This window comes from Rheinheimera sp. 1928-s (assembly GCF_029269265.1).
In the GTDB taxonomy this organism is placed as follows: domain Bacteria; phylum Pseudomonadota; class Gammaproteobacteria; order Enterobacterales; family Alteromonadaceae; genus Pararheinheimera.
In genome coordinates this window covers 214126-233914 of the sequence record NZ_JARIXP010000005.1, presented here as the reverse complement: position 1 = coordinate 233914, position 19789 = coordinate 214126, and the positions used below count along the sequence as shown (strand labels likewise).

The 19789-nt window shown below is 46.6% G+C and carries 18 protein-coding genes; 14 read left to right on the top strand and 4 right to left on the bottom strand.

The features are described from left to right. The first annotated feature begins 28 nt into the window (after positions 1-28). Positions 29-826, top strand: a complete 798-nt coding sequence (locus tag P3C17_RS14010) for a transporter substrate-binding domain-containing protein (RefSeq protein WP_300930021.1) — start codon at positions 29-31, stop codon at positions 824-826. Here P3C17_RS14010 and P3C17_RS14005 read toward each other — a convergent pair. The 3 genes from P3C17_RS14005 to P3C17_RS13995 all read right to left on the bottom strand — a co-directional run bounded on the left by P3C17_RS14005 (position 816) and on the right by P3C17_RS13995 (position 6779). Beyond that, positions 816-2423, bottom strand: a complete 1608-nt coding sequence (locus tag P3C17_RS14005) for an L-lactate permease (RefSeq protein ID WP_300930020.1) — start codon at positions 2421-2423, stop codon at positions 816-818. The two genes, P3C17_RS14010 and P3C17_RS14005, sit on opposite strands and share 11 nt — an antisense overlap. 184 nt (positions 2424-2607) lie before the next feature. Continuing rightward, entirely contained in the window at positions 2608-5721 is a 3114-nt protein-coding gene (locus tag P3C17_RS14000) for an efflux RND transporter permease subunit (protein WP_300930019.1), read from the bottom strand. A gap of 2 nt (positions 5722-5723) precedes the next feature. Further along, positions 5724-6779: an efflux RND transporter periplasmic adaptor subunit gene (locus P3C17_RS13995; protein WP_300930018.1), complete on the bottom strand. Its 1056-nt coding sequence runs from the start codon at positions 6777-6779 to the stop codon at positions 5724-5726. Between the two features lie 208 nt (positions 6780-6987). On the opposite strand from P3C17_RS13995, the gene P3C17_RS13990 reads away from it, so the two are divergent. The 13 genes from P3C17_RS13990 to P3C17_RS13930 all read left to right on the top strand — a co-directional run bounded on the left by P3C17_RS13990 (position 6988) and on the right by P3C17_RS13930 (position 18069). Further along, the gene (locus P3C17_RS13990; protein ID WP_233078329.1) at positions 6988-7656 is read left to right on the top strand and encodes a DUF2982 domain-containing protein; all 669 of its coding nucleotides are present in this window, start codon (positions 6988-6990) and stop codon (positions 7654-7656) included. 64 nt (positions 7657-7720) lie between these two features. Next, positions 7721-8056, top strand: a complete 336-nt coding sequence (locus P3C17_RS13985) for a hypothetical protein (RefSeq protein WP_300930017.1) — start codon at positions 7721-7723, stop codon at positions 8054-8056. 99 nt (positions 8057-8155) lie between these two features. Further along, complete coding sequence (locus P3C17_RS13980; RefSeq protein ID WP_300930016.1) at positions 8156-9832, top strand: FapA family protein; 1677 nt, start codon at positions 8156-8158, stop codon at positions 9830-9832. A 151-nt stretch (positions 9833-9983) separates the two neighbouring features. Further along, complete coding sequence (locus tag P3C17_RS13975; RefSeq protein WP_300930015.1) at positions 9984-11660, top strand: DUF1566 domain-containing protein; 1677 nt, start codon at positions 9984-9986, stop codon at positions 11658-11660. 9 nt (positions 11661-11669) lie between these two features. Then, positions 11670-12182 carry a DUF1566 domain-containing protein gene (locus P3C17_RS13970; protein WP_300930014.1) on the top strand — a complete coding sequence of 171 codons (513 nt, stop codon included), beginning with the start codon at positions 11670-11672 and terminating at the stop codon, positions 12180-12182. 244 nt (positions 12183-12426) lie between these two features. Continuing rightward, on the top strand, positions 12427-13200 hold the full coding sequence (locus P3C17_RS13965) for a DUF2884 family protein (RefSeq protein WP_300930013.1): 774 nt from the start codon (positions 12427-12429) through the stop codon (positions 13198-13200). 51 nt (positions 13201-13251) lie between these two features. Beyond that, positions 13252-13584: an SMR family transporter gene (locus P3C17_RS13960; RefSeq protein WP_300930012.1), complete on the top strand. Its 333-nt coding sequence runs from the start codon at positions 13252-13254 to the stop codon at positions 13582-13584. A 214-nt stretch (positions 13585-13798) separates the two neighbouring features. Next, entirely contained in the window at positions 13799-14224 is a 426-nt protein-coding gene (locus P3C17_RS13955; RefSeq protein WP_300930011.1) for a BLUF domain-containing protein, read from the top strand. Positions 14225-14333: 109 nt separating this feature from the next. Beyond that, positions 14334-14753, top strand: coding sequence for an MAPEG family protein (locus P3C17_RS13950; protein WP_300930010.1), 420 nt, complete (start codon positions 14334-14336; stop codon positions 14751-14753). 341 nt (positions 14754-15094) lie between these two features. Then, positions 15095-15547, top strand: coding sequence for a PA2169 family four-helix-bundle protein (locus P3C17_RS13945; protein ID WP_300930009.1), 453 nt, complete (start codon positions 15095-15097; stop codon positions 15545-15547). Positions 15548-15732: 185 nt separating this feature from the next. Beyond that, the gene (locus tag P3C17_RS13940) at positions 15733-16176 is read left to right on the top strand and encodes a hypothetical protein (RefSeq protein ID WP_300930008.1); all 444 of its coding nucleotides are present in this window, start codon (positions 15733-15735) and stop codon (positions 16174-16176) included. 102 nt (positions 16177-16278) lie between these two features. Then, on the top strand, positions 16279-16599 hold the full coding sequence (locus P3C17_RS13935; protein WP_127686631.1) for a DUF6172 family protein: 321 nt from the start codon (positions 16279-16281) through the stop codon (positions 16597-16599). Between the two features lie 189 nt (positions 16600-16788). After that, positions 16789-18069, top strand: a complete 1281-nt coding sequence (locus tag P3C17_RS13930; RefSeq protein ID WP_300930007.1) for a DEAD/DEAH box helicase — start codon at positions 16789-16791, stop codon at positions 18067-18069. Between the two features lie 90 nt (positions 18070-18159). Here P3C17_RS13930 and P3C17_RS13925 read toward each other — a convergent pair whose 3' ends face one another. After that, a complete protein-coding gene (locus P3C17_RS13925) occupies positions 18160-19653 on the bottom strand; it encodes a hypothetical protein (RefSeq protein WP_233078316.1) in 1494 nt (497 codons plus the stop codon). Positions 19654-19789 lie beyond the last annotated feature (136 nt).

Sequence of the window (19789 nt, the reverse complement as noted above, 5' to 3'; positions counted from 1 at the left end):
TTGTCTGATCTGAGCGATGGGATAGTAAATGCTGAAACACCTCTTGTCTGCTGTTGTGCCTGCACTGTTGTTTTACTGCGGCCTGAGCCATGCGTGTGTCTTGCGGATGGCGGCGGAAACTGACTTTCCCCCTCATCTGGTGTTTAAAGATCAACGCTGGCAAGGACAAAGTATAGAACTGCTGCAATTGCTGGCAAAAGAAGTTGGCTGCGAGTTGCAATTTATCAATAGCCCCTGGCTGCGATCTTTGGCGCAAATTAAGTCCGGCGAGCTGGATTTAGTCAGTCATCTGTCCTACAGCGAAGGGCGAAGACGTGATTTTGCTTTTATCGGCCCCCATCATATTGAATCCATCTGGCTGATTGGTGATCCGGATAAACTACCTAAAGTATCAAACTTAAAAGACTTAACCCGTGATGTGGATCTGGGCCGCATCGCTGAATTAAATGGCGCTTATTACGGTGAAGAATTTGCGCTGCTTAAGCAGAATCCTTTTTTTGCCCGGCAATTAGTCAGCATAAGCAGCATTCAGGACAAGCTGGCGTTATTGGAGGCCGGCAGGGTGAATGCGATATTAGAAGATGACACTGTACTGCACTACTGGCAAAACAATAAGTATAAAAATGCTAAAAAATACCACCCTTTAGTACTGGTGTACCAAAGCCCGGTGTATTTTGGCTTCAGTAAAAAGACCTTGTCCAAACCTATGTTAATCAAACTGCAAAAAGCCTGGCAGAAATTGTATGAGCAGGGTGATATAACAACAGTGGTGCAGCGTTATCAGACAAAACGTGCTGATGCACTGACTCCTGCTGCTAAGTTATAAAGCCTGAAATCATCACTGCAACACTGCTTGCCAGCAAACAATACAGCGCCATAGGGATCAGAGTGAAGCGCATAATTTCACCTTCCTGACCTGTTAATCTGACCACTGAAGCTGCAGCAACTACGTTAACTACACACAGCATATTGCCTGCATTGGCTCCCAACATTTGCAATGCCAGTACCAATTGCAGCGGCAGTTCTGAGTCTGTCGCCAGTTGTTGCTGCATACTGGCAAACATCAGATTAGAAAAGGTTGCAGAACCAGCAATAAAGGAACCCAAAGCCCCGACCCATGGCGCACACCATAACCAGATATCTGCCAGATGTTCGCTGGCAATGGCGGCCAGATACATAGGCATAGCAGGCAATTCAGCGCTGTTCAGGTCTGAATGTAAAAACAATCGCACCATAGGCACAGCGCTTGCCAGAGTAATAGCTGCAGGCCAGATCCTGCTTAAACTTTCAGTCGTCGCTTTGTACAGCAGCTGGCGACGCTCTGTTTGCCATGGCAGCAGCACTAAGACGGTCAGTACAAATAAGGTTCCTGGCAAATACAAAGGTTGCACAGTGGCTGATAAGGTCGAACCAAAAATGTCTGCCCACTGCAATTCGACAGCCTGCAGCATTGCTTTAAAAGGCAAAAACTCCAGCCGGCTGAGGATCAACAAGGTTGCCAGCAACACATAAGCGCTCCAGGCTTTGAATACACTGAGTTTGCTCAGTGTTGCACTGTTTTCCGTTGCTGTTTCCTGCGCTTCAGGCTGGCAACGCCACACCACAGCGGGTACAGCTATACCAAACCGTACCAACAGGCTCAGTAACATCAAGCCAGACAAAGCTCCCAACAAAGACGGAAACTCAGGTCCAAGATAACGGGCCACCAAAAAGGCAGGCAGGCTGTAACAAAGACCTGATAAAAAAGCCAGTGGTGCAATAGCCAAACCCGAACGCCAGCTTGGGCTATCGCTGAAATAACGGCATAACAACAGACACATCAATACCGGAATTAAACTGGCACAAAACAAATCAATACTGGCCGCCATCACTGCACTTTGTTGAATAAACTCTGGCGAAACACCAGGTAAACCATTAGTCAGCCCCACCAACACCGGAGTGCCAATAGCGCCAAAAGATACAGGCACAGAATCTGCGATTAAGGTCAGTACCACAGCAGCCAGAGGCTTGAAGCCCAAAGCAATCAACAAAGGTGCGGCTATAGCAGCCGGAGTACCAAAACCTGCAGCCCCTTCTAGAAATGCCACCAGTAACCAGCCAACAAACAATAACTGAATACGCTGATCGCTGGAGATGCTGGCAAAACCACGGCGGATCAGTAAAAAGCTGCCATTGTTTTCCAGCAGGTTCAGCAGCAATAAAGCACCAAACACCACCCACAACACAGTGGCCGCGATCACCAGACCTTCAGCTACACTGGCTGCAATGTGTAAAGCTGGTACAGCCCATAAAGTGGCACTGAGAACCGCAGTACCCAGCAGACACAAGGGCATAGCTTTACGGGCAGGCCAGCGTAAGATCACCAGAAAAAGAAACACACTCAGCACAGGAAAAAGTGCGCATACCAGCAGCCAGTAATCCATTGTCCTTTGTTCCCTTCAGCAGCATTTGTCTGTGGCTAAGGTAGCTGATTTTTAACTGAATAAACCAGATCTATAACAAAGACTAATGAATTGTGTTGGTAAAGAACATAAACAGGAGGGTATCAACCGGATAAAGAACAGCCTCTGCAGCACTGTTAAGAGTGCAGAGGCTGTGATGAAGAGCTTAGTGAGGCTGTTCTGATTTGGCTGGCGCTTCAGAGTCCAGTTGTTCCAATTGCTTACTGATGGCTTGTGGTGAGCCTGTATTACGGGCCAATACCATATAAGCCACTGGTACTACATAAATCGTCAGCAAAGTGGCGACACCCACGCCCGCGAAAATCACCATCCCTATCACCATCCGGCTTTCTGAGCCCGGGCCAGTCGTGACAATCAACGGAATAGCGCTGAATACAGTGGTAAAAGCTGTCATCACAATAGGACGTAAACGTAAGGCGGAAGCGCGTTTAATGGCTTCTTCAAACTCTACTCCGGCGTCACGCAGCTGATTGGCAAATTCGACTATTAAAATACCGTTTTTCGCCACCAAACCTATCAGCATCACCAAGCCTATCTGACTGTATATATTCAGCGTCATACCAGCTAAATACAGACCAGCCAAAGCACCGACTAAACCCAGCGGTACTGTCAGCATGATCACAAAAGGATGGATAAAACTTTCAAACTGAGCGGCCAGTACCAGGTAGGTGATCAAAAGCGCCAGTGCAAAAATAAGTACTGTTGATTCGCCACTTTCCTGAAACAACAGGGATTCACCTTTGTAGTCTATCCCCACCGGCGCTTCGATATTTTCTCTGACCGTGGTTTCTAAAAACTCCAAAGCTTCACCTAAGCTGTAACCTGGTGCCAGATTGGCTGTGATAGTGATACTGCGCATCCTGTTATAACGGTTCAGGCTGGATGTCGTTGCCGCTTCTTTTAATGTCACTAAGTTATCCAGCGGAACCAACTGGCCAGACTGGGCAGAACGCACATACACATTGCTGATACTGCCTGGTTGCGCAAAATCTTTGTCTTCACCTTCCAGTATCACATCATATTCTTTGCCTCTGTCGAGGAAAGTTGTGACCCTGCGGCCGCCCAGCATAGCTTCCAGCGCCTGACCCACAGCACCCACAGAGATACCTAAATCGGCAGCCCGTTCGCTGTTAATTTCGACCAGCACCTGAGGCACTGTTTCTTTGTAGTCATGATCCAGCATTTGCAGATTTGGATTGTCTGCGGCTTTGGTCAGTACTATGTCACGCCACTCTACAAGTTCCTGATAGGTATTGCCCTGAATAACAAACTGCACAGGACGACCACCACCACGACCGCCACCTAAGCCGCTGCGCATAAAGGTAAAAGCTTTGACGTCTGGCAATTCATTCAGCTTACCGCTGACTTCCTGCATCAGCTCTGAGGTCCGTCTTTTGCCGTTGGTCCAGTTTTCGGTGCCGACAATAGCCACACCTCCAGAATTGCCCCAGCCAGGAACCCTGATCAACAAGCGGTTAAACTCACCTGTTTCGTAGTAGGGCATCAGCAAATCTTCTATCAGCCGCATATTCCGGCTGTTGTTGCCATAGCTTGCGCCTTCTGCACCACTCATATTGACAAAAAAGGTTCCTCTGTCTTCTTGTGGCGCCAGTTCAGACGGAATGAGTTTCAGCAGCAGCAGAGTCGCGACAAAGCTCAGCACTAACACAGCGAGCGTAGGCCAACGATAATTCATCACGCCATTCAGTTGATTACGATACCCGGTTTCCAGCTTCGCAAAGCCTTTGTGCATAGCAGCGCTGAAACGGGATTCGCGTTTTTTGTGGGTCAGTAATTTACTGGCCAGCATAGGGGACAGTGTCAGAGCTGTAATGCCTGAGAACACCACAGCCGCTGCTACAGCTAACGCAAACTCAGTAAAGAGTTTCCCGAGCTCACCTTGCATAAACACCAGAGGTACAAAGACTGAAATTAATACAAGAGTAGTGGCCACTACCGCAAAACCAACTTCACGGGCTCCACGATACGAGGCTAAAAGCGGATGTTCGCCTTCTTCAATACGGCGATAGATGTTTTCTAAAACAACAATGGAGTCATCTACGACTAAACCTATCGCCAGCACCATAGCCAGCAAGGTTAATAAGTTGATGGAAAAATCCAAAGCATACAGCACAGTCACTGCGGCAACTAAAGCCACAGGCACAGTCACTGCCGGAATAAAGGTGGCGCGCAAATTCCCCAGGAACAGGAAGATCACCAGCACCACCATACCCATGGCAATACCGAGCGTGTTGTATACCTCTTTGATAGACTCTGCGATAAACAAAGAGGAATCGTAGCCGGGCTCTATCGTAGTGCCTGCAGGTAAAGTGGCTTTTACTTTTTCCATTTCAGCACGGGCATTTTTCACTACATCCAGCGTATTGGCTTTGGACTGTTTGATAATGCCAATCCCCAGCAGATTTTTACCGTCGCCACGGAATTCGTTTTCTTCGTCTTCCGAACTTAAAATCACCTGAGCCACTTCGCCTAAACGCACCAGATAATTGTCTGCCCCCCGTTTAATGGCTAAACGGTTAAAGTCTTGTTGGGTTTTATAGGTACGTACCACCCGAACGGTAAAATTGCGGTCTTCAGATTTGATGTTACMGGCGGGCAGCTCAACGTTCTCTGCGCGCAGCACAGTTTCAATATCCTGCACTGTGACACCACGGGCGGCCATCGCATCTTTGTCCAGCCACAAACGCATGGCATAACGGCGTTCGCCGCCAATTTGAATACGGGCCACACCATCTACTACTGAAAAACGTTCGACGATGTAACGGTCGGCGTAGTCGGATAATTCCAGGTTGGTCATGGTTTCGCTGTTCAGTACAAACCAGGCAATAGTGTCATCGTCTCCGTCTGCTTTAAATACTTCAGGCGGGAAAGCCTGATCCGGCAGGTTATCCAGAATTCGGGATACGCGTTCGCGCACGTCGTTGGCTGCTGCGTCTATATCGCGGTTCACGTTAAATTCGATAGTGACGTTAGAACGGCCATCACGGCTGTTGGAACTGATGTTTTTGATGCCCTCAATACCCGAGATGCGATCTTCAATCGGCTGAGTGATTTTCGTCTCAACAATCTCTGCTGAAGCACCAGGGTAATCCGTGCTGACGGTCACTATAGGCGCATCAATATCCGGGAATTCGCGCAGTGGCAGCATAGTGAAACAGACAATACCGAAAATCAGTAAGATCAGATTCACTACTGTGGCAAAAACCGGCCTTTTGACCGAAACGTCTGAAAGCCACATGTTTATTGCCCCACTTTAGTGATCAATGAACCAGAACGGATTTTGGTGGTGCCTTCAATCACCACTTCATCACCTGAGCTCAGACCAGACACTATCTCCACCAGACCCGGCATACGCTGGCCTAACTGAACTTCGGTTTGTGTCACACTGTTGTCTTTGTTCACCACAAACACATAATGCTTATTCTGTAACGGCACAATAGCCTTTTCAGAAATTTGCAGCGCTTGCAGCTCATCCAATGTCACCCCCACATTCAGCAACATGCCTGGACGTAACTCCAGTTGCTCGTTAGGCACTAAAGCATGCACTTTCACAGAGCGGGTGACAGGGTCTAAACGGGTATCAATGGCCTTGATCTGACCAGTAAATACTTTGCCAGGGTAAGCAACACTGCTGGAGTTAACGGCCATGCCAGGTTTTAACTGAGCCAGATAATATTCAGCCACACTAAATTCCAGTCGAATGAGGTTTAAATCATCCAGCGTGGTCAGCACTGTGCCAGAAGTTAAATAAGCTCCTTCACTGACCTGACGTAAACCCAGCACACCACTAAAAGGGGCGCGAATGGTCATTTCATTCAAACGTGCTTTTACCGCGTCGAGCTGAGCCTGGGTGGTATTTACTCTGGTTTGTTGTTCGTCTAGTAAAGACTGAGCTGTGGCCTGAGTTTTCGCCAGATTTTTCACCCTGTCTAGCTGACGTTTTTGATCCAGCAAAGAGGCAGACAATTCAGCAACACGGGCACGTTCTTCCACATCATTTAACTGTGCAATTAATTGGCCTTTTTCAACACGCTGACCTTCATTGATATGCAAGGCGGTCAGGTAGTCACTGGTGTTCGTCACGATTTGCACTGACTCATTCGCAAGAGCAGTACCGAGGCTGGTTACCTGACGTACTAAGACAGAAGGGCTGACCACTTGAGTCGTCACTAAAGTGGCTGCGTTTGTCGCTTTTTGTTCTTCTGCAGGTGATTGATTTTGAAGAAAAAGGTAGACAACAAATGCGGACATGCCAATTAGTAAAACCCATATCAGGCGCGAATTTTTTTGCGTCACGGTAACTCCAGTCTGGTACTCTTTAAATAATGGGCTTTATTGTAGGGAATATTAGCCAACACAGTGCACTGGTTATCGCAATGACTCAGGTGTTGGTCGTATCGGAGGAGCGAATGTCGGAACAAAAGTGTGAGTTTTGCCACAATATGCGCTTTTACATTGTCTGGGTTGTGCTGATGGCGGCTTTTTATTTTTGGTATATGGATTAATGGAAAAACTCCAGTACAGAGCAGCTACAGCCAGAGGTGGCGTCAAAACCCTGTTGTTCAGCAGTGCAGCTTTGCTGTTATGGCTGTTGTTGTTGCTGCTGATCCCCGATCTGCTGCACAGCACGGCCTGGGTGTTATTGCTGATTTGTTGTCTGTTAGGCCTGTTCGCTGGCTATGCCAAACTGACAGAACCTTTGTATGTGATAGAGCTAGATCAACAAGGTTTTGCTTATGTGCATCATAAAGGCCGCTGGTTTGTGCCGTGGCAGGGCTTGTCTTTTATCGCCATTCCCGAGCTTGCGGGAGAAGAATTAGCTTATGTAGGTGTGAAACTGCGTGACTATGATGAGTTCTTGCTACAACTGCAGCCTCGTCTGGCTGTTAATCTGATGGTGGAACAGCGCCACCTGCTTATCGCTGCCTTAGGCCGCAATTGCCCGACCGGTACTTGCCCTTCAGATCTGTTAATTGAAGTCGGTGAATACAGGACTGCAGTACGCAGCTACAAAGGGGCTATTGCAATGTTTGCCCGACGCATGCAATTATTGCGGCAATTAACCGGCTTTGATCTGTTTATTCCAATAACTTCTATAGGCACTGAACCTGCTGATTTTTGCCGCAAAGTGAATCAAATCCGGTTACAATGTTTAAACAATACAGTCACCTAGACACTTGATGTGCGTCTGTATCATAATGGCGCTATAAAATAAAATTAAAAACGGTATTTCAGTTATGAATAATTACGAAAAAGCATTTTTAGTCAGTGGACGTAATACCTTGATCCACAAACAGAAAAAAGTGGATTTAGTTATTGTTAATGATACTGGTGATCCGGTTATTGTGGCGACTCGCCATGGTGTGAAAATATTTACCGAAGAAGTTCCTTCCAGCAAAGTGGACGCTAAAGCTCGTTATCTGGAGTTGGTAGATATTGCCAGTTCAGACGTATTCAGCGAAAACAAGACCTTGTTATTTATTCAGGCGCTGAATAATAAAGAGTACAAAGTAGATTACAGCAAAGCGGGAACAGATTTATTTATCCGTATCCACCAAGAGAACTATATTTAAATAGTTATTAGGCACAAATCCTGAATCCGGGCGTAGATAGTTCTCATGCCTGATGAATTTGTTGTAGTGGCGGCTTGCTCTATAAAGTGGTAATTGCTTGTGACAGTAAACGTGTTAGCGTGTCAATTCAGCCTCAAAGACGATTTAGTCTTTATTCACATGCCCGTCACTCAGACAAATCTGACTGCTGACTTATTAAAATCGCAATTGCAGCAAGCGGGCTATGGCCGTTGTTTGTTGCTGCAGGACCAGGTCAAAAATCTGTTGCTGGAATACCAGCAAATCCAGCAAAAAATCAAACAACAGCTGCAGGCCGAAGGCCATGTTTTAAAATACAAAGTTGCTGAACGTATACACGCCCAATTAAAAGTAGAGATCAGCAGCGATGCTATGCTCGCTACAGCGGAAATCACAGCTGCATACGGCGGTAATCCTGTTTCTGCCAACGAGGCCGTCAAGGCCGGACAAGAAGCCGGTATAGTTTTTGGTTTCCAGAAAGAACAAATTCTTCAGTTAGTGGCTCAGGCCAGCCGGGCAGAACCTGGTAGCAAAATCAGCGCCGAAATAGCGGCAGGCAAATTACCGACACCAGGCCGTGATTCTGTATTCGAGCTATTAATCCGCGACATGTCCAACCGCAGCAAACAACCTATAGCCCGTTCTGAGGGCAAGGTGGATTTACGCGACTTTGGCGCTATTGCTTCAGTGAAAACCGGTGAAGCGCTGATGCGTCGTCATCCGCCAACAAAAGGCAAAGAGGGGATGACTGTTACTGGCACTCGGTTGTCTGCGCTTGATGGTCAACAATTACCCTGGGGCACTGCAGAAGGTTCTGCTGTGTCTGCTGATAACCCTGATTTATTAGTAGCCAGTCGTGATGGCATGCCACGTTTACTGGATAACTGCGTTGCCGTGGACGAAGTTTTTGTCATTAGTAAAGTAGATGCGGGTTCGGGTCATATTATTTTTAAAGGCGCTGTGGTCATTAACGGCGACGTCGCAGAAGCGATGAAAGTGATTGCTGGCGGCAATGTGTTTGTCAAAGGTATCTTTGAAGGTGAACTGATTGAGTCTGGTGGTGATATCACCATAGGCGGTGCCATCATTGGCCATCAGGTCAGCGAAGTGGGTGCAGATACTGTGCTGAGTACGCAAGTACGAGCCAAAGGCAACGTGCACTGCACTTTGGCGCAATATGCCAGCATCAAATGCGAAGGTCGTCTGACGGTTGCCAAACAATTACTGCATTGTCAGGTTGAAGCGGATTCGGTATTGGCTGGTACTGAAGAAAAAGCCAATGGGAAAATTGTTGGTGGCCGCTATTATCTGGGAAATGGCTTGCGCTGTGGTAATCTTGGGGCTCCCTCCGGCAGTTTGTTACAGATAACACTGAACAAGCAAATGGACCCATTGATCGAAAAACAAAATGTGTTACGCACTAGTTTAGTGGGTTTAAAAGCTGAAATGGAACTGGTGAAGCAGCATGTAGACCAGCTCAAACAGATGGATAAATCGCCGGCAGTACAAGAACAAATGGCTGCTATGGTCGAAGAGTTTGAAGAACATCGCAGTATTGCTTCGGCTTTTATTGCGGACATTAAACAGCTGGAAGAGCAAAGACGGCAGTTATTGTTGTCTGTTTGTATCGAGGTGACACAGCAACTTTTTGCCGGTGTGGAAAGCAGTTTTGGCAATGAAGTGTTAAGAACTAAAAAAGAGTACGGAGCGTCCCGCATACGGTTGTCCGAACAAGGTGTGGTCGTCGAGTCCCTGTAACGGCCAGCTCCTGATACCAGTCCTGTCGCTTTTTCCTGCAAAACTGGCCTGCCTTTTGCTTTGTTTTCTCCGAATGACTTCTGACGTCAAATTTTTGTTGCGAAGGGCGCTGACTGGCAGCGTCATCGCTGCATGCGATGGAATAAACACAATGATCCGAACACAACGATGGTTTATTTTACTTTTGCTGAGCACTGCGTTGCTAGGATGTGGCGGTGGTGGCGGTGATGATTCAAACACAGGTGGTTCGGCTTCCAGCGTGAATGCCGGAGTTGATCAGACTGTTGATGAAACCAACAGCTTTACATTAAATGCGTTGGGAGACCCCGTAGGAGGGACTTTTGCCTGGCGTCAATTATCCGGAATTACCGTCACTGGTATACCTGCAACTACAGCCTCTGTGACCCTGACGGCACCTGCAGTAAAAGCTGACAGCATTTTAGTATTTCAGGTCACTTACACTACACCCGCGGGGCAAAATCTGACCGACGAAGTACAGGTTAGAGTCATGGCGAAAAATCAGGCGCCTGTTGCCGTACTGCAAATTACTCAACCCGCTATATTGCCCGTCGCTCAGGGCTTAACCGCAATCGTAAGTGCGGCATCATCTTATGATTTAGATGCGGATGGTCGTATTGCTACCTATTTGTGGACTCAGGCCGCAGGCCCTGCAGTAGCGCTTAGTGGAGTCAATACAGCCACAGTCAGTTTTGTCGCCCCTCTGGTTGCCAGCCAAACTGATGTAGAGCTTATGCTGACTATTACCGATGATGAAGGTGCAACAGGAGAGGGCAGTATCAAAGTGCCGGTCAGAGCCAGCACTCAGCAAATTGTTGCCGACGCCGGACCTGACCAACAGGTACGTGAATTTGCCGAAGTGCAACTGGATGGCAGTGGCACCCGCACAGTGACAGGCAGCTTCAGTTGCCGTTGGAGCCAGTTAAAAGGCCAGGCCTTGGTTTTGATCAATCCAACCTCCTGCCAGGCTTCTTTTATTGCGCCTGATATTTCGGGCACCAGTCAGCTTGAATTGCAATTAACGGTAACTGACAGTAACAACCAAACAGCCACTGACACTATGTTGGTGACTGTCAGCAATGCCGTATTGGGTGATTTACCTGATACTGGCGTGTTGAACTGCTATGACATTTCCGGCGTGATCCCCTGTGGTGATGAGACTTACCCACGCCAGGACGCTGATGGTGGTCGCGACAGCGTAGTGCAGTATTTACGCAAAATTGGTAAAGGTGAAAAGGCCTTTGATTTTACCAAGCTGGACCAGTTTGGCGACGAACTGGCAGATACGGCAAATGATTTTTCCTGTATTCGTGACAATGTCACAGGCTTGATTTGGGAATTAAAAGAACCTGTGATTGCAGTACCTCCGGCCAGTACCTTAAGAGCTGCCAATAACAGATACAGTTTTGTAAATAGCAATGCTGGCAATGGTGACGAAGCAGGAGTGCCTGCACCGGCTTTAAGTTCTTGCCCCAGTGCAGAAAATTGCGGCTTAGAGGTCTATGTTGAAGAGGTGAATGAAACCGCCTATTGCGGTGGTGCAAACTGGCGTTTACCTACCTTGGAAGAATTGATGTCTATCGCCGATTTCGGTCGTGTTGGCGAAAACCACTTATTAGACCCGGCGTTTTTCCGTTTTGAACCAGATTCTGCGGTGCAGAACAATATGTTCTACTGGACGACTCAAAGTAGCGCAGAAGGTGGTGGCGGGGTTTCAGCCTGGGTATTTGATATCCGTAATGGCAATGACAATACCTTGCCTAAACAGCAAAATCAGTTAGGTTATGTGCGCCTTGTGCGCTCGCCATAAGGGAATTTTATGTCAAAATATTTCTGCTTTATGCTGATGGTTGCTTTGCCTGTTCAGGCAGCGCAGGTGTGCTATAGCGACATCTCGACCACCAAACCTATCAGCAGCTTTCAGCTCAATACAGACGGTACTGTGTTGGATACTACGACTAAGTTGATGTGGTCCCGTTGTCTGGTTGGGCAAAGCTGGGACAGTTCCAGCCGCAGTTGCACTGGCACAGCCCAGCAACTCGACTGGTCTGAAGCGTTAACCGAGTCTAAACGCAGTGCTTTGGCCGGATTCAGCACCTGGCGTTTACCTAATGCCAAAGAGGTACTGACCTTAATTGAACGCAGCTGTGTAGACCCTGCAATTAATCTGACGGCATTTCCGGCCAGTAACAGTGAAAATATGTGGACCGGCACTACTGTGGTGAATGAGCCCGATCGAGCCTGGGCCATTGCCATGTATAGCGGCAAAAACAATACAAAAGAAAAAATTGTGCGTTTGTATGTACGTTTAGTGCGGTTTAGTGACGAGTAAAAAGGTTTTTTGGTCAAACTGGACCTGAGTTGCCGGACGGCAAAACAGCAGCGGCGTGGTTTATCCACGCCGTCTTGCTGTTTAAATCAGTACCGAAGCCAGCCTTGTTCTGCAAAAGTTGGCTGTTGACCATGCTTTGGTTTCAGAGCTTTTCGATGAAAGACCACCGCAATGCGTTACTTCCTGATGATCTGATTGTGTTTTTCACCTAAGCTAGCCTCAATTGCCTTGAGCATTGTCCCGAATGAGAGTTGATACTTTGCGTTTTATTCTGATCCTGTTACTTATGTGCTGCAGTTGGCCGGGCTTTACAAACCAGTGCAATATGGCATTTCGCCATGGTATTTTAATTTCTCCAGAGCAAATTCGTATTCAGACCACCAACCGCACTGTATTTCAGATTAATAATGATCAGGACTTATTTATTCGTGGTGAATGGATCACCTTAAACCCGGCAGAGCAGGAACTGGTACGCCAGTATGCTCAAGGCTTGCGCAAATTTGTGCCTGAGCTGGTCAGCATAGCCGWAGATAGTGTGGAACTTGGTTTAACAGCTATAGAAAATATGCTGGTGGGTATTGGCAATAGTTCTCAGCAGCAGGAATGGCAGGCACTGATCCGCGAAACCACCTATCAGCTGACTTCACGTTTTGTCCGAAGCGGCGAACATTTTTATCTTGCCCCTCAAAGCCTGAACGAGCTGGACGCCTTTTTACATGGTGAATTAAAGACGCAACTGAAGGATCTTGCCAAATACACTGTAGGCGCCGTATGGGACGCGCTGCGTGATGCTCTGCGCCAGAGCGAAGATAATTTTGAGCGTACTGAAAGCCAAAACTGGCAACCCGCTGATGAATTATTGGCAAAAATTAACACTGGCCTGGATTTAAAAGCCGACGAGCTTGAGCAAAAATCAGTGTTGTTTTGCCAGCGACTGACCGAGCTTGATCAAATCGAAACCCAGTTACAACAACGTGTGCCGCAACTGCTGGCGTACGATGTGGTCACTATGAAGTAAGCTGTTTTAACTCCCATCTAGTCTAAAAGTATCTCAATCAAAGGCTTGTCTATGAAACACTGGTTATTTTTAGCAACAGCCATAGTGGCTGAAACCATCGCCACTTCATCGCTTAAAGCCAGTGAAGGTTTTACCAGGTTCTGGCCTTCAGTGCTGGTAGTCGTGGGTTTTGTTGTAGCCTTTTATTTCCTTTCACTCACCTTAAAAGTGATACCTGTAGGCATAGCCTACGCTGTGTGGTCTGGTGTAGGTATCGTATTGATCACCACCATATCCTGGTTTTTATTCGACCAGAAACTCGACCTTCCCGCTTTAATAGGCATTGTACTGATCATTGCTGGAGTCGTAGTTATGCAAGTGTTTTCTAAAGCAGTGAGTCATTAACCGCTAGAGGTTGCTGACCTTCATTTGAGTGATGTCAGAAAAACCTGTTGAAATAGTGTTGCATCGACAGGAGTTTGGGCCAGGTAAACTGCATCAAAGAAAACAAACCCTTTCACTCATCTGCCAGCAAACAGCATTGGCCAGAACGCCAACCCCTATGGATCCTTGTGCTAAATTAGGATAAAAATAGTGCTCCGCTTCATGAGGATTAATTATGGCATTGATTACTTTAATCTATGTAAGCTCAGCAGTCAGGTCGGTCACCTATTCGGATATACAAGACATTTTAAGACAGAGTCGTGAAGCCAACGGGAAAAAAGGCATTACGGGGCTGCTGCTTTTTAAAGACGGAAACTTTATGCAGGTCCTGGAAGGTGATGCTGAGCTTGTGGATGAATTGCATCAAAAAATATCAAATGACCCAAGACACGGTGGAATCATTACCTTATTCAGGGAACCGATACTGCAACGCAGTTTTAGTGATTGGAAAATGGGGTTTAAGGATATCGGCCATCTTACGGAAGACGAAAAGGCCGGGCGCAGTGATTATCTGGATCGGCCGCTAAATGATGCTTTGTATATTTCCAACCCGAATGAGGCCTTTATTCTTCTACAAGCCTTCCGGAATACGGTTCGTTAGTAGTCACACTGTTTGTTCTAAGAGCATAAAAGAGCTGACAGTATTAATGCTGCTGAACGGATGATAAAGTGATTTGTCTTGTGCGCTACATCTGAAAAAGGGAGTTTATATGGATAGTCCTACAGTGATTGCTTTGTTGGGTTTTGTCTTATGGACACTGTTTTTACTTATCGTGATGGAAGTGATGCGTGTGTGGTGGGTTTTGGCGAAGAAGTTTCCTGCCAACGAATTTAAGCCTGATAACTCCAATCTATCGCCATTTTTGCAGCGACTGGCACGAGCTCATGCGAATTGTATTGAAGGTATTCCGGTTTTTGGTGGCTTGTTTATCGTCGCCTTGCTCACTGAGCAGACGGCGGTGACGGATCCGCTGGCTTATTTATTTTTGGCAGCCCGAATAGCTCAATCCTTAGCACATCTGCTCTCACTTCATGTGATGGCGGTTAATCTTCGATTTGTGTTTTTTAGCGTTCAATTGGTTCTTGGTTTTTATTGGGCAGTCAAACTTATCTCAGCACTGGTGCAATAAGGCCGGCTTATTTCAGGTTTGCTTAGATTTTTGGAACATCAACCACTGTCCGGCCATAACAGGGAGGTAAAAATTACCTGGATCTGTATTCATCTATGAAATTAATTCCGCTGACGCTAGTACAAAGCACCAGATTTTGTGATGGCGCTATACGAGTTTTATTTTTAATTATGTAAACTAATTCAATGCTTTAGTTCTTATCTTTTTGTATTTTCCTCCTTATTGTTCAGCCTGGCCTGTAACCTGCACCTGTTTAATTGTCCTGTTGCCCGGACGAGTTCATCCCCCGGTTGACCACAAGGTCACCGTTACTGTTTTTACTTATCAAGGAGAACCTTACTATGGCACAGTTAAATACACCTCAAGTGAATCATGCAGCCGATATTATTCAGGTACTAAACAGCGGCATTGAATTTTACACTGATGCGAAAGTGCACGTTCGTGATCCACGGCTGGTGCAGTTGTTTGACCGTATGCTCACGGCGCGTCGCATGGTAAAAGAGCGTTTACAACCCTTTGCCGTACTGGAAGATGGTAAACGCGAAGAGGGTTCGGCTTTTTCTGTTGAAGTCAGAAAAGTCTACACCAAAGTAATAGGCGCTCTATCTTCAGATACGGATCACGCTTATATCAGCCAATTGGAAGAGGTTGAAGATAAAACATTGGAAGAGTTACGTATAGCGCTGAAAGATAACCAACCACCGCAGTATGAAGCTGCACTGCTGCAATCACTGGCAACCATGCAGGACTGCCATGATGAAATGCGGGCACTAAAACGCAGCATCAGCCTGTAAGCTTCATTCTGACAACTATCTTCTGCCAGTCAGTTCACTCATAGGTGCATCAGTTGCTTTGCCGCTGATGCACCTGCTTTAATCAGCTGTCCATAACCTCTTGTCCCAACTATTCTACCTTTGATCCCAGCACTGCGCCGCACCTCGCTTTAATAGGGTGTAGTCATCTGAAACAAGGAGGACATATGACTAAATTATGCTTGGCTGGTTTCTGCTTTTTGTTCATTGCAAATGCTGGCGCTGCGCAGCTGAAAGTACTATCGGCCGAAGAGTTAAAAGCCAAGGTCGTTGAAATTACCACAGCACAAAATCAGGTGATGTTAAAAGGTTCTGCCCAAGCCGATGTGGATAAACTTTTTGCGCTTTATAGCGACGATTTTGTCTATCGCCACGATGCTTATGGCGGCAACTACAGCAAAGAGCAACTGTATGCCAACACGCTTAGACTGTTAGCTATGGGCAAGTACGATAAAACCGGACCACGTTATCGTATTCTCAGCCAAATTCCTGGCTATAACGCTGTCGCAGTAGAGCGGCAGGAAGTACATAAAGGTGTGGTGAAAAACCATCTGGCGGTATTTGAGTTTCGGCAAGACAAAGTGACAACAATCATTGAATACTGGAAGTAGGGCCGTTTGCCGTTAAATTTTGCCAGAAAATAGCAGTCTTGTGCTCATCCATGTAGAATGCGCGCTTATAAGCTTGACCAGTACATATCTGTAGGAATTTTGATGAGAAAGACAATAGCGTTAACCCACCCTAAACTGCAACCTGCTCGTTTGGTGGACTCCATTAAGTATGATATTAAAAAATACCTGAACAGAGAGCGTCGTAAGACCCTGCCTGCTGGTATGGATTATTGGACTTTCGATTGTCGCTTTGGTGCCTCAGTGGATGTCGCTGAAAAGATTTTTACTTCTGAAATTAATAAACATATTGATGCTGCTGTGGCGCAAGAGCTGGAGAGCTTCTATGTAGAAATTCTTGCTCGTGCCTGTAAACATAAGCCACGTGAACTTGGCTTTGACATCGACGAAGCTGACGAAGGTTAATACTATGGATGCTTGTCGCAGCAGATAAGCATTTCACTTTTTAATCCAAAGCGACCTGACTTAGTCGCCTAACATTACAGAAAAACTGCGTAAAATTCATTCAATCACAAAGAATTGTCTCTTCTACCGCTAAAATACTGTATATTCTGCCCTCATTTTTTACTGTAGCTATTCTACAGAGGAACTCTTATGCAATTTTCATCTTTAGATTTAGCCCCGGATTTACTCCGCGCCCTTGTAGAATGTGGCTACAGTGATATGACTCCGGTACAAGAACAGGCCATAGTGCCTGCGCGTCGTGGTAAGGATTTGCAGGTTACAGCGCAAACCGGCACAGGTAAAACTGCTGCTTTTGCTATTCCTGTATTGCAACGCATGCTGGATAAGCCAAAAGAGACAGCAGCGCAGCGACCACGCGCCTTGATCCTGACGCCAACCCGCGAATTAGCTGAACAAATAGCTGAAGCTATTACTGCTTATGCTAAGTTCGTCGCTATCAGCGTGACTGCATTGTACGGTGGCGTGAAAATGGGCGGTCAGGCCAATAAATTAAAAGCTGGTGTGGATATTCTGATCAGCACGCCAGGCCGTCTGATAGAACATATGGCCCTTGGCAATGTGATCTTAAGTGATGTTGAATTTGTGGTGTTGGATGAAGCTGACCGTATGCTGGATATGGGCTTTGTCACAGACGTAACGAAGCTGATGCAAATGACAGCGACTACACGCCAAACCATGCTGTTTTCGGCAACCACTTCACCCGCTGTGAATGAACTGTCGCATAAAATTCTGAAAAATCATCAGCAAATCCGTGTGGCGAAAACCAACAGTACAGCGGATACAGTCCACCATGTGGTTTATCCGGTCGAAGAAAATCGCAAAATCGAATTATTTGAGCAATTGCTGGCAGAGAAAAACTGGTTCCAGGTGTTGGTCTTTACCAGTACCAAAGAGCAGGCTGACCGCTTGTTAGCAGGATTGCAACAGCGCAAAATTGAAGCTGCAGTCTGTCATGGCGATAAAAGCCAGGGCGCTCGACGCCGTGCTATCGCTGATTTTAAATCCGCTAAATTACAGGTATTGATTGCGACCGAAGTGGCTGCCCGTGGTCTGGATATTCAAGGTCTGGATTATGTAGTGAATTTTAACTTGCCGTATTTGCCGGAAGATTATGTCCACCGTATAGGTCGTACCGGCCGTGCTGGTGCTGAAGGTCAGGCAATTTCATTTGTCAGTCGTGAAGAAGAACAAACTTTAGAGCGTATTCAAAAGTTGATTGGCAGCACTATCCAACGTGTGATCACCCCTGGATTTGAAGTCAGCAACCGCCAATCCCTGTTAAAAAGTATTTCGCGCAAAGTATTGTCAGGCCGTTCAAACAAGGCCAGTGCAACCCAAATTGATTTGGATAGCGCCAATAAAGTGAAACCAAAAGCCAAGCCTAAAGCTAAACCTCGCACCGCTAAATAATCTTGTGTTCTCAAACCAGTCAAAGCCGCTGTGCTTTGACTGGTTCTTTTTTACCTACAATTCCTTACCTGCTTTGTTTATCCAGTTTGCTTACATATAAGCCTTGGCAAAAGCCTCCTTCGACTGCTTGATGTAGCTACGTGCTTTTTGTGCGTGTTGCTCCCATGCCGCTTTATCTTTGGCGTCAGTAAAGGGGTTTTGATCCGGAGCTACAGAACGCTCAAACTTGTCGTAAAAGGTAATGGCCGACGAGGTGATCTGGTTAAAGCGTTCTTTAAATTCTTGCATACCTTCGAGTTGCTCTGAGGTTTTCAGCATGTACTGAATAAGCTGCGTATTGTTGTTGGCAGCCAGATAACCCTGGGCTTTATTGGTAACGTTTTCGCCCACCTCGCTAATCACCAGCGCACGAATAGATTCTTCTTTGCTCATCACCCGACTGTAATTTTCCTGAGTACGGGCAAGGCCAGCGTGCTGAAGATAGTCACGCAGGTGTTTGTCTAAATCTTTGCGGAATACTTCAACATTTTTCAGCATGTTCTGTAAGTCATTTTCCAGCGTAGACACCTGCACAAGTTCACGTTCCAGTTCTGTTAAAAATTTCTCGGCCTGCTCGTAAATTTTTAAACCATTTTCCTCGGCAAATTTACGGTCTTTGCGGTTTAAATCGGCATTTTCGTAATTGGATTTATCAAAAGCAGTGGCCAGAAAGGACTTAAATGGCTCAGCAAAAGCGGCATATAAACCACCGCTAACCACAGTTAAAGTGGCAGTGGTTAAATCACCAAAAGGTTTGACCATTGAATTGAGTCGGGCTTGTTGCAGAGGGGAGGCCACTCTTTTTGTGTCAGCTAAAATAGTGCGGAACGACGAATAGGCCATAGGGTTCGACATTTTATTGCGCTCAGAACTTGCCAGCGCAAAAGTGATGGTCGAATAAATAGCGTTGGCGTATTCCAGATACTGACGTTGGCTTTCCAGCTGCGCCGCATAGTTCTTACCTATGGTGCGGAACGACTCGCTTTGCAGCTCATAGTTTTTATTGGTCTGCAGCTTATCCAGAATACCTGTGATAATTTTTTGCTCGTTTTTTTGCAGCGCTGTATCCAGCAAAATGCGATCTAATACTACATCATCCAGCGCGACACCACCGTGCAGGCTTTCAATATCCAACCGCAGGTACTTGCGACCCGGATCATCAATGGATATACGGTGTGCCATATAGTTTTCAGTGCCTGGCGGTGCTTCTACCAGACCCACCTGTTGCCACTGCGCGTCTAAAGCCACAGAAGAAGAGGTTAAAATATTAATACGGTAACTGGTAAAGGCTGACTGAGGCTTCACCCAAAATTCCAGTAAGCCTAGTTCTGACACCGGATAACGGCTGACCAAAGAGCTGCTGCCATCCTGACAAAACAAGCTGCTGACGCCAGTTCTGGCCATTTCAGAACTGCGCTGGCAACCGGCCAGAATGTTCCATTGATGAGCGTCCTTTTCAAAGTCGCTGGAAAACACCAGTTCACCGGGTTTAGCCACAGCAAAACCACTGAATAAACAAAGCAAAGCAACAGAAAAGCGACGCATACAATCCTCAGGTTAAATTGGGTTGGCCCCATAGAGTCGAGGCTGACAGAACGAAGATTTATGGTAGCTGAATTTGCCAGCCAAAACATCGCAATTTTTTGTTTTCCAATCAAAGGCTTTTACGACAAATAGCTGT

Bases quoted from the DNA above. Each gene is read 5' to 3' on its own strand.
- P3C17_RS14010 (WP_300930021.1), top strand. From the start codon at position 29: ATGCTGAAACACCTCTTGTCTGCTGTTGTGCCTGCACTGTTGTTTTAC.
- P3C17_RS14005 (WP_300930020.1), bottom strand. From the start codon at position 2,423: ATGGATTACTGGCTGCTGGTATGCGCACTTTTTCCTGTGCTGAGTGTG.
- P3C17_RS13990 (WP_233078329.1), top strand. From the start codon at position 6,988: ATGGAAAAACTCCAGTACAGAGCAGCTACAGCCAGAGGTGGCGTCAAA.
- P3C17_RS13985 (WP_300930017.1), top strand. From the start codon at position 7,721: ATGAATAATTACGAAAAAGCATTTTTAGTCAGTGGACGTAATACCTTG.
- P3C17_RS13975 (WP_300930015.1), top strand. From the start codon at position 9,984: ATGATCCGAACACAACGATGGTTTATTTTACTTTTGCTGAGCACTGCG.
- P3C17_RS13970 (WP_300930014.1), top strand. From the start codon at position 11,670: ATGTCAAAATATTTCTGCTTTATGCTGATGGTTGCTTTGCCTGTTCAG.
- P3C17_RS13960 (WP_300930012.1), top strand. From the start codon at position 13,252: ATGAAACACTGGTTATTTTTAGCAACAGCCATAGTGGCTGAAACCATC.
- P3C17_RS13955 (WP_300930011.1), top strand. From the start codon at position 13,799: ATGGCATTGATTACTTTAATCTATGTAAGCTCAGCAGTCAGGTCGGTC.
- P3C17_RS13950 (WP_300930010.1), top strand. From the start codon at position 14,334: ATGGATAGTCCTACAGTGATTGCTTTGTTGGGTTTTGTCTTATGGACA.
- P3C17_RS13945 (WP_300930009.1), top strand. From the start codon at position 15,095: ATGGCACAGTTAAATACACCTCAAGTGAATCATGCAGCCGATATTATT.
- P3C17_RS13940 (WP_300930008.1), top strand. From the start codon at position 15,733: ATGACTAAATTATGCTTGGCTGGTTTCTGCTTTTTGTTCATTGCAAAT.
- P3C17_RS13935 (WP_127686631.1), top strand. From the start codon at position 16,279: ATGAGAAAGACAATAGCGTTAACCCACCCTAAACTGCAACCTGCTCGT.
- P3C17_RS13930 (WP_300930007.1), top strand. From the start codon at position 16,789: ATGCAATTTTCATCTTTAGATTTAGCCCCGGATTTACTCCGCGCCCTT.
- P3C17_RS13925 (WP_233078316.1), bottom strand. From the start codon at position 19,653: ATGCGTCGCTTTTCTGTTGCTTTGCTTTGTTTATTCAGTGGTTTTGCT.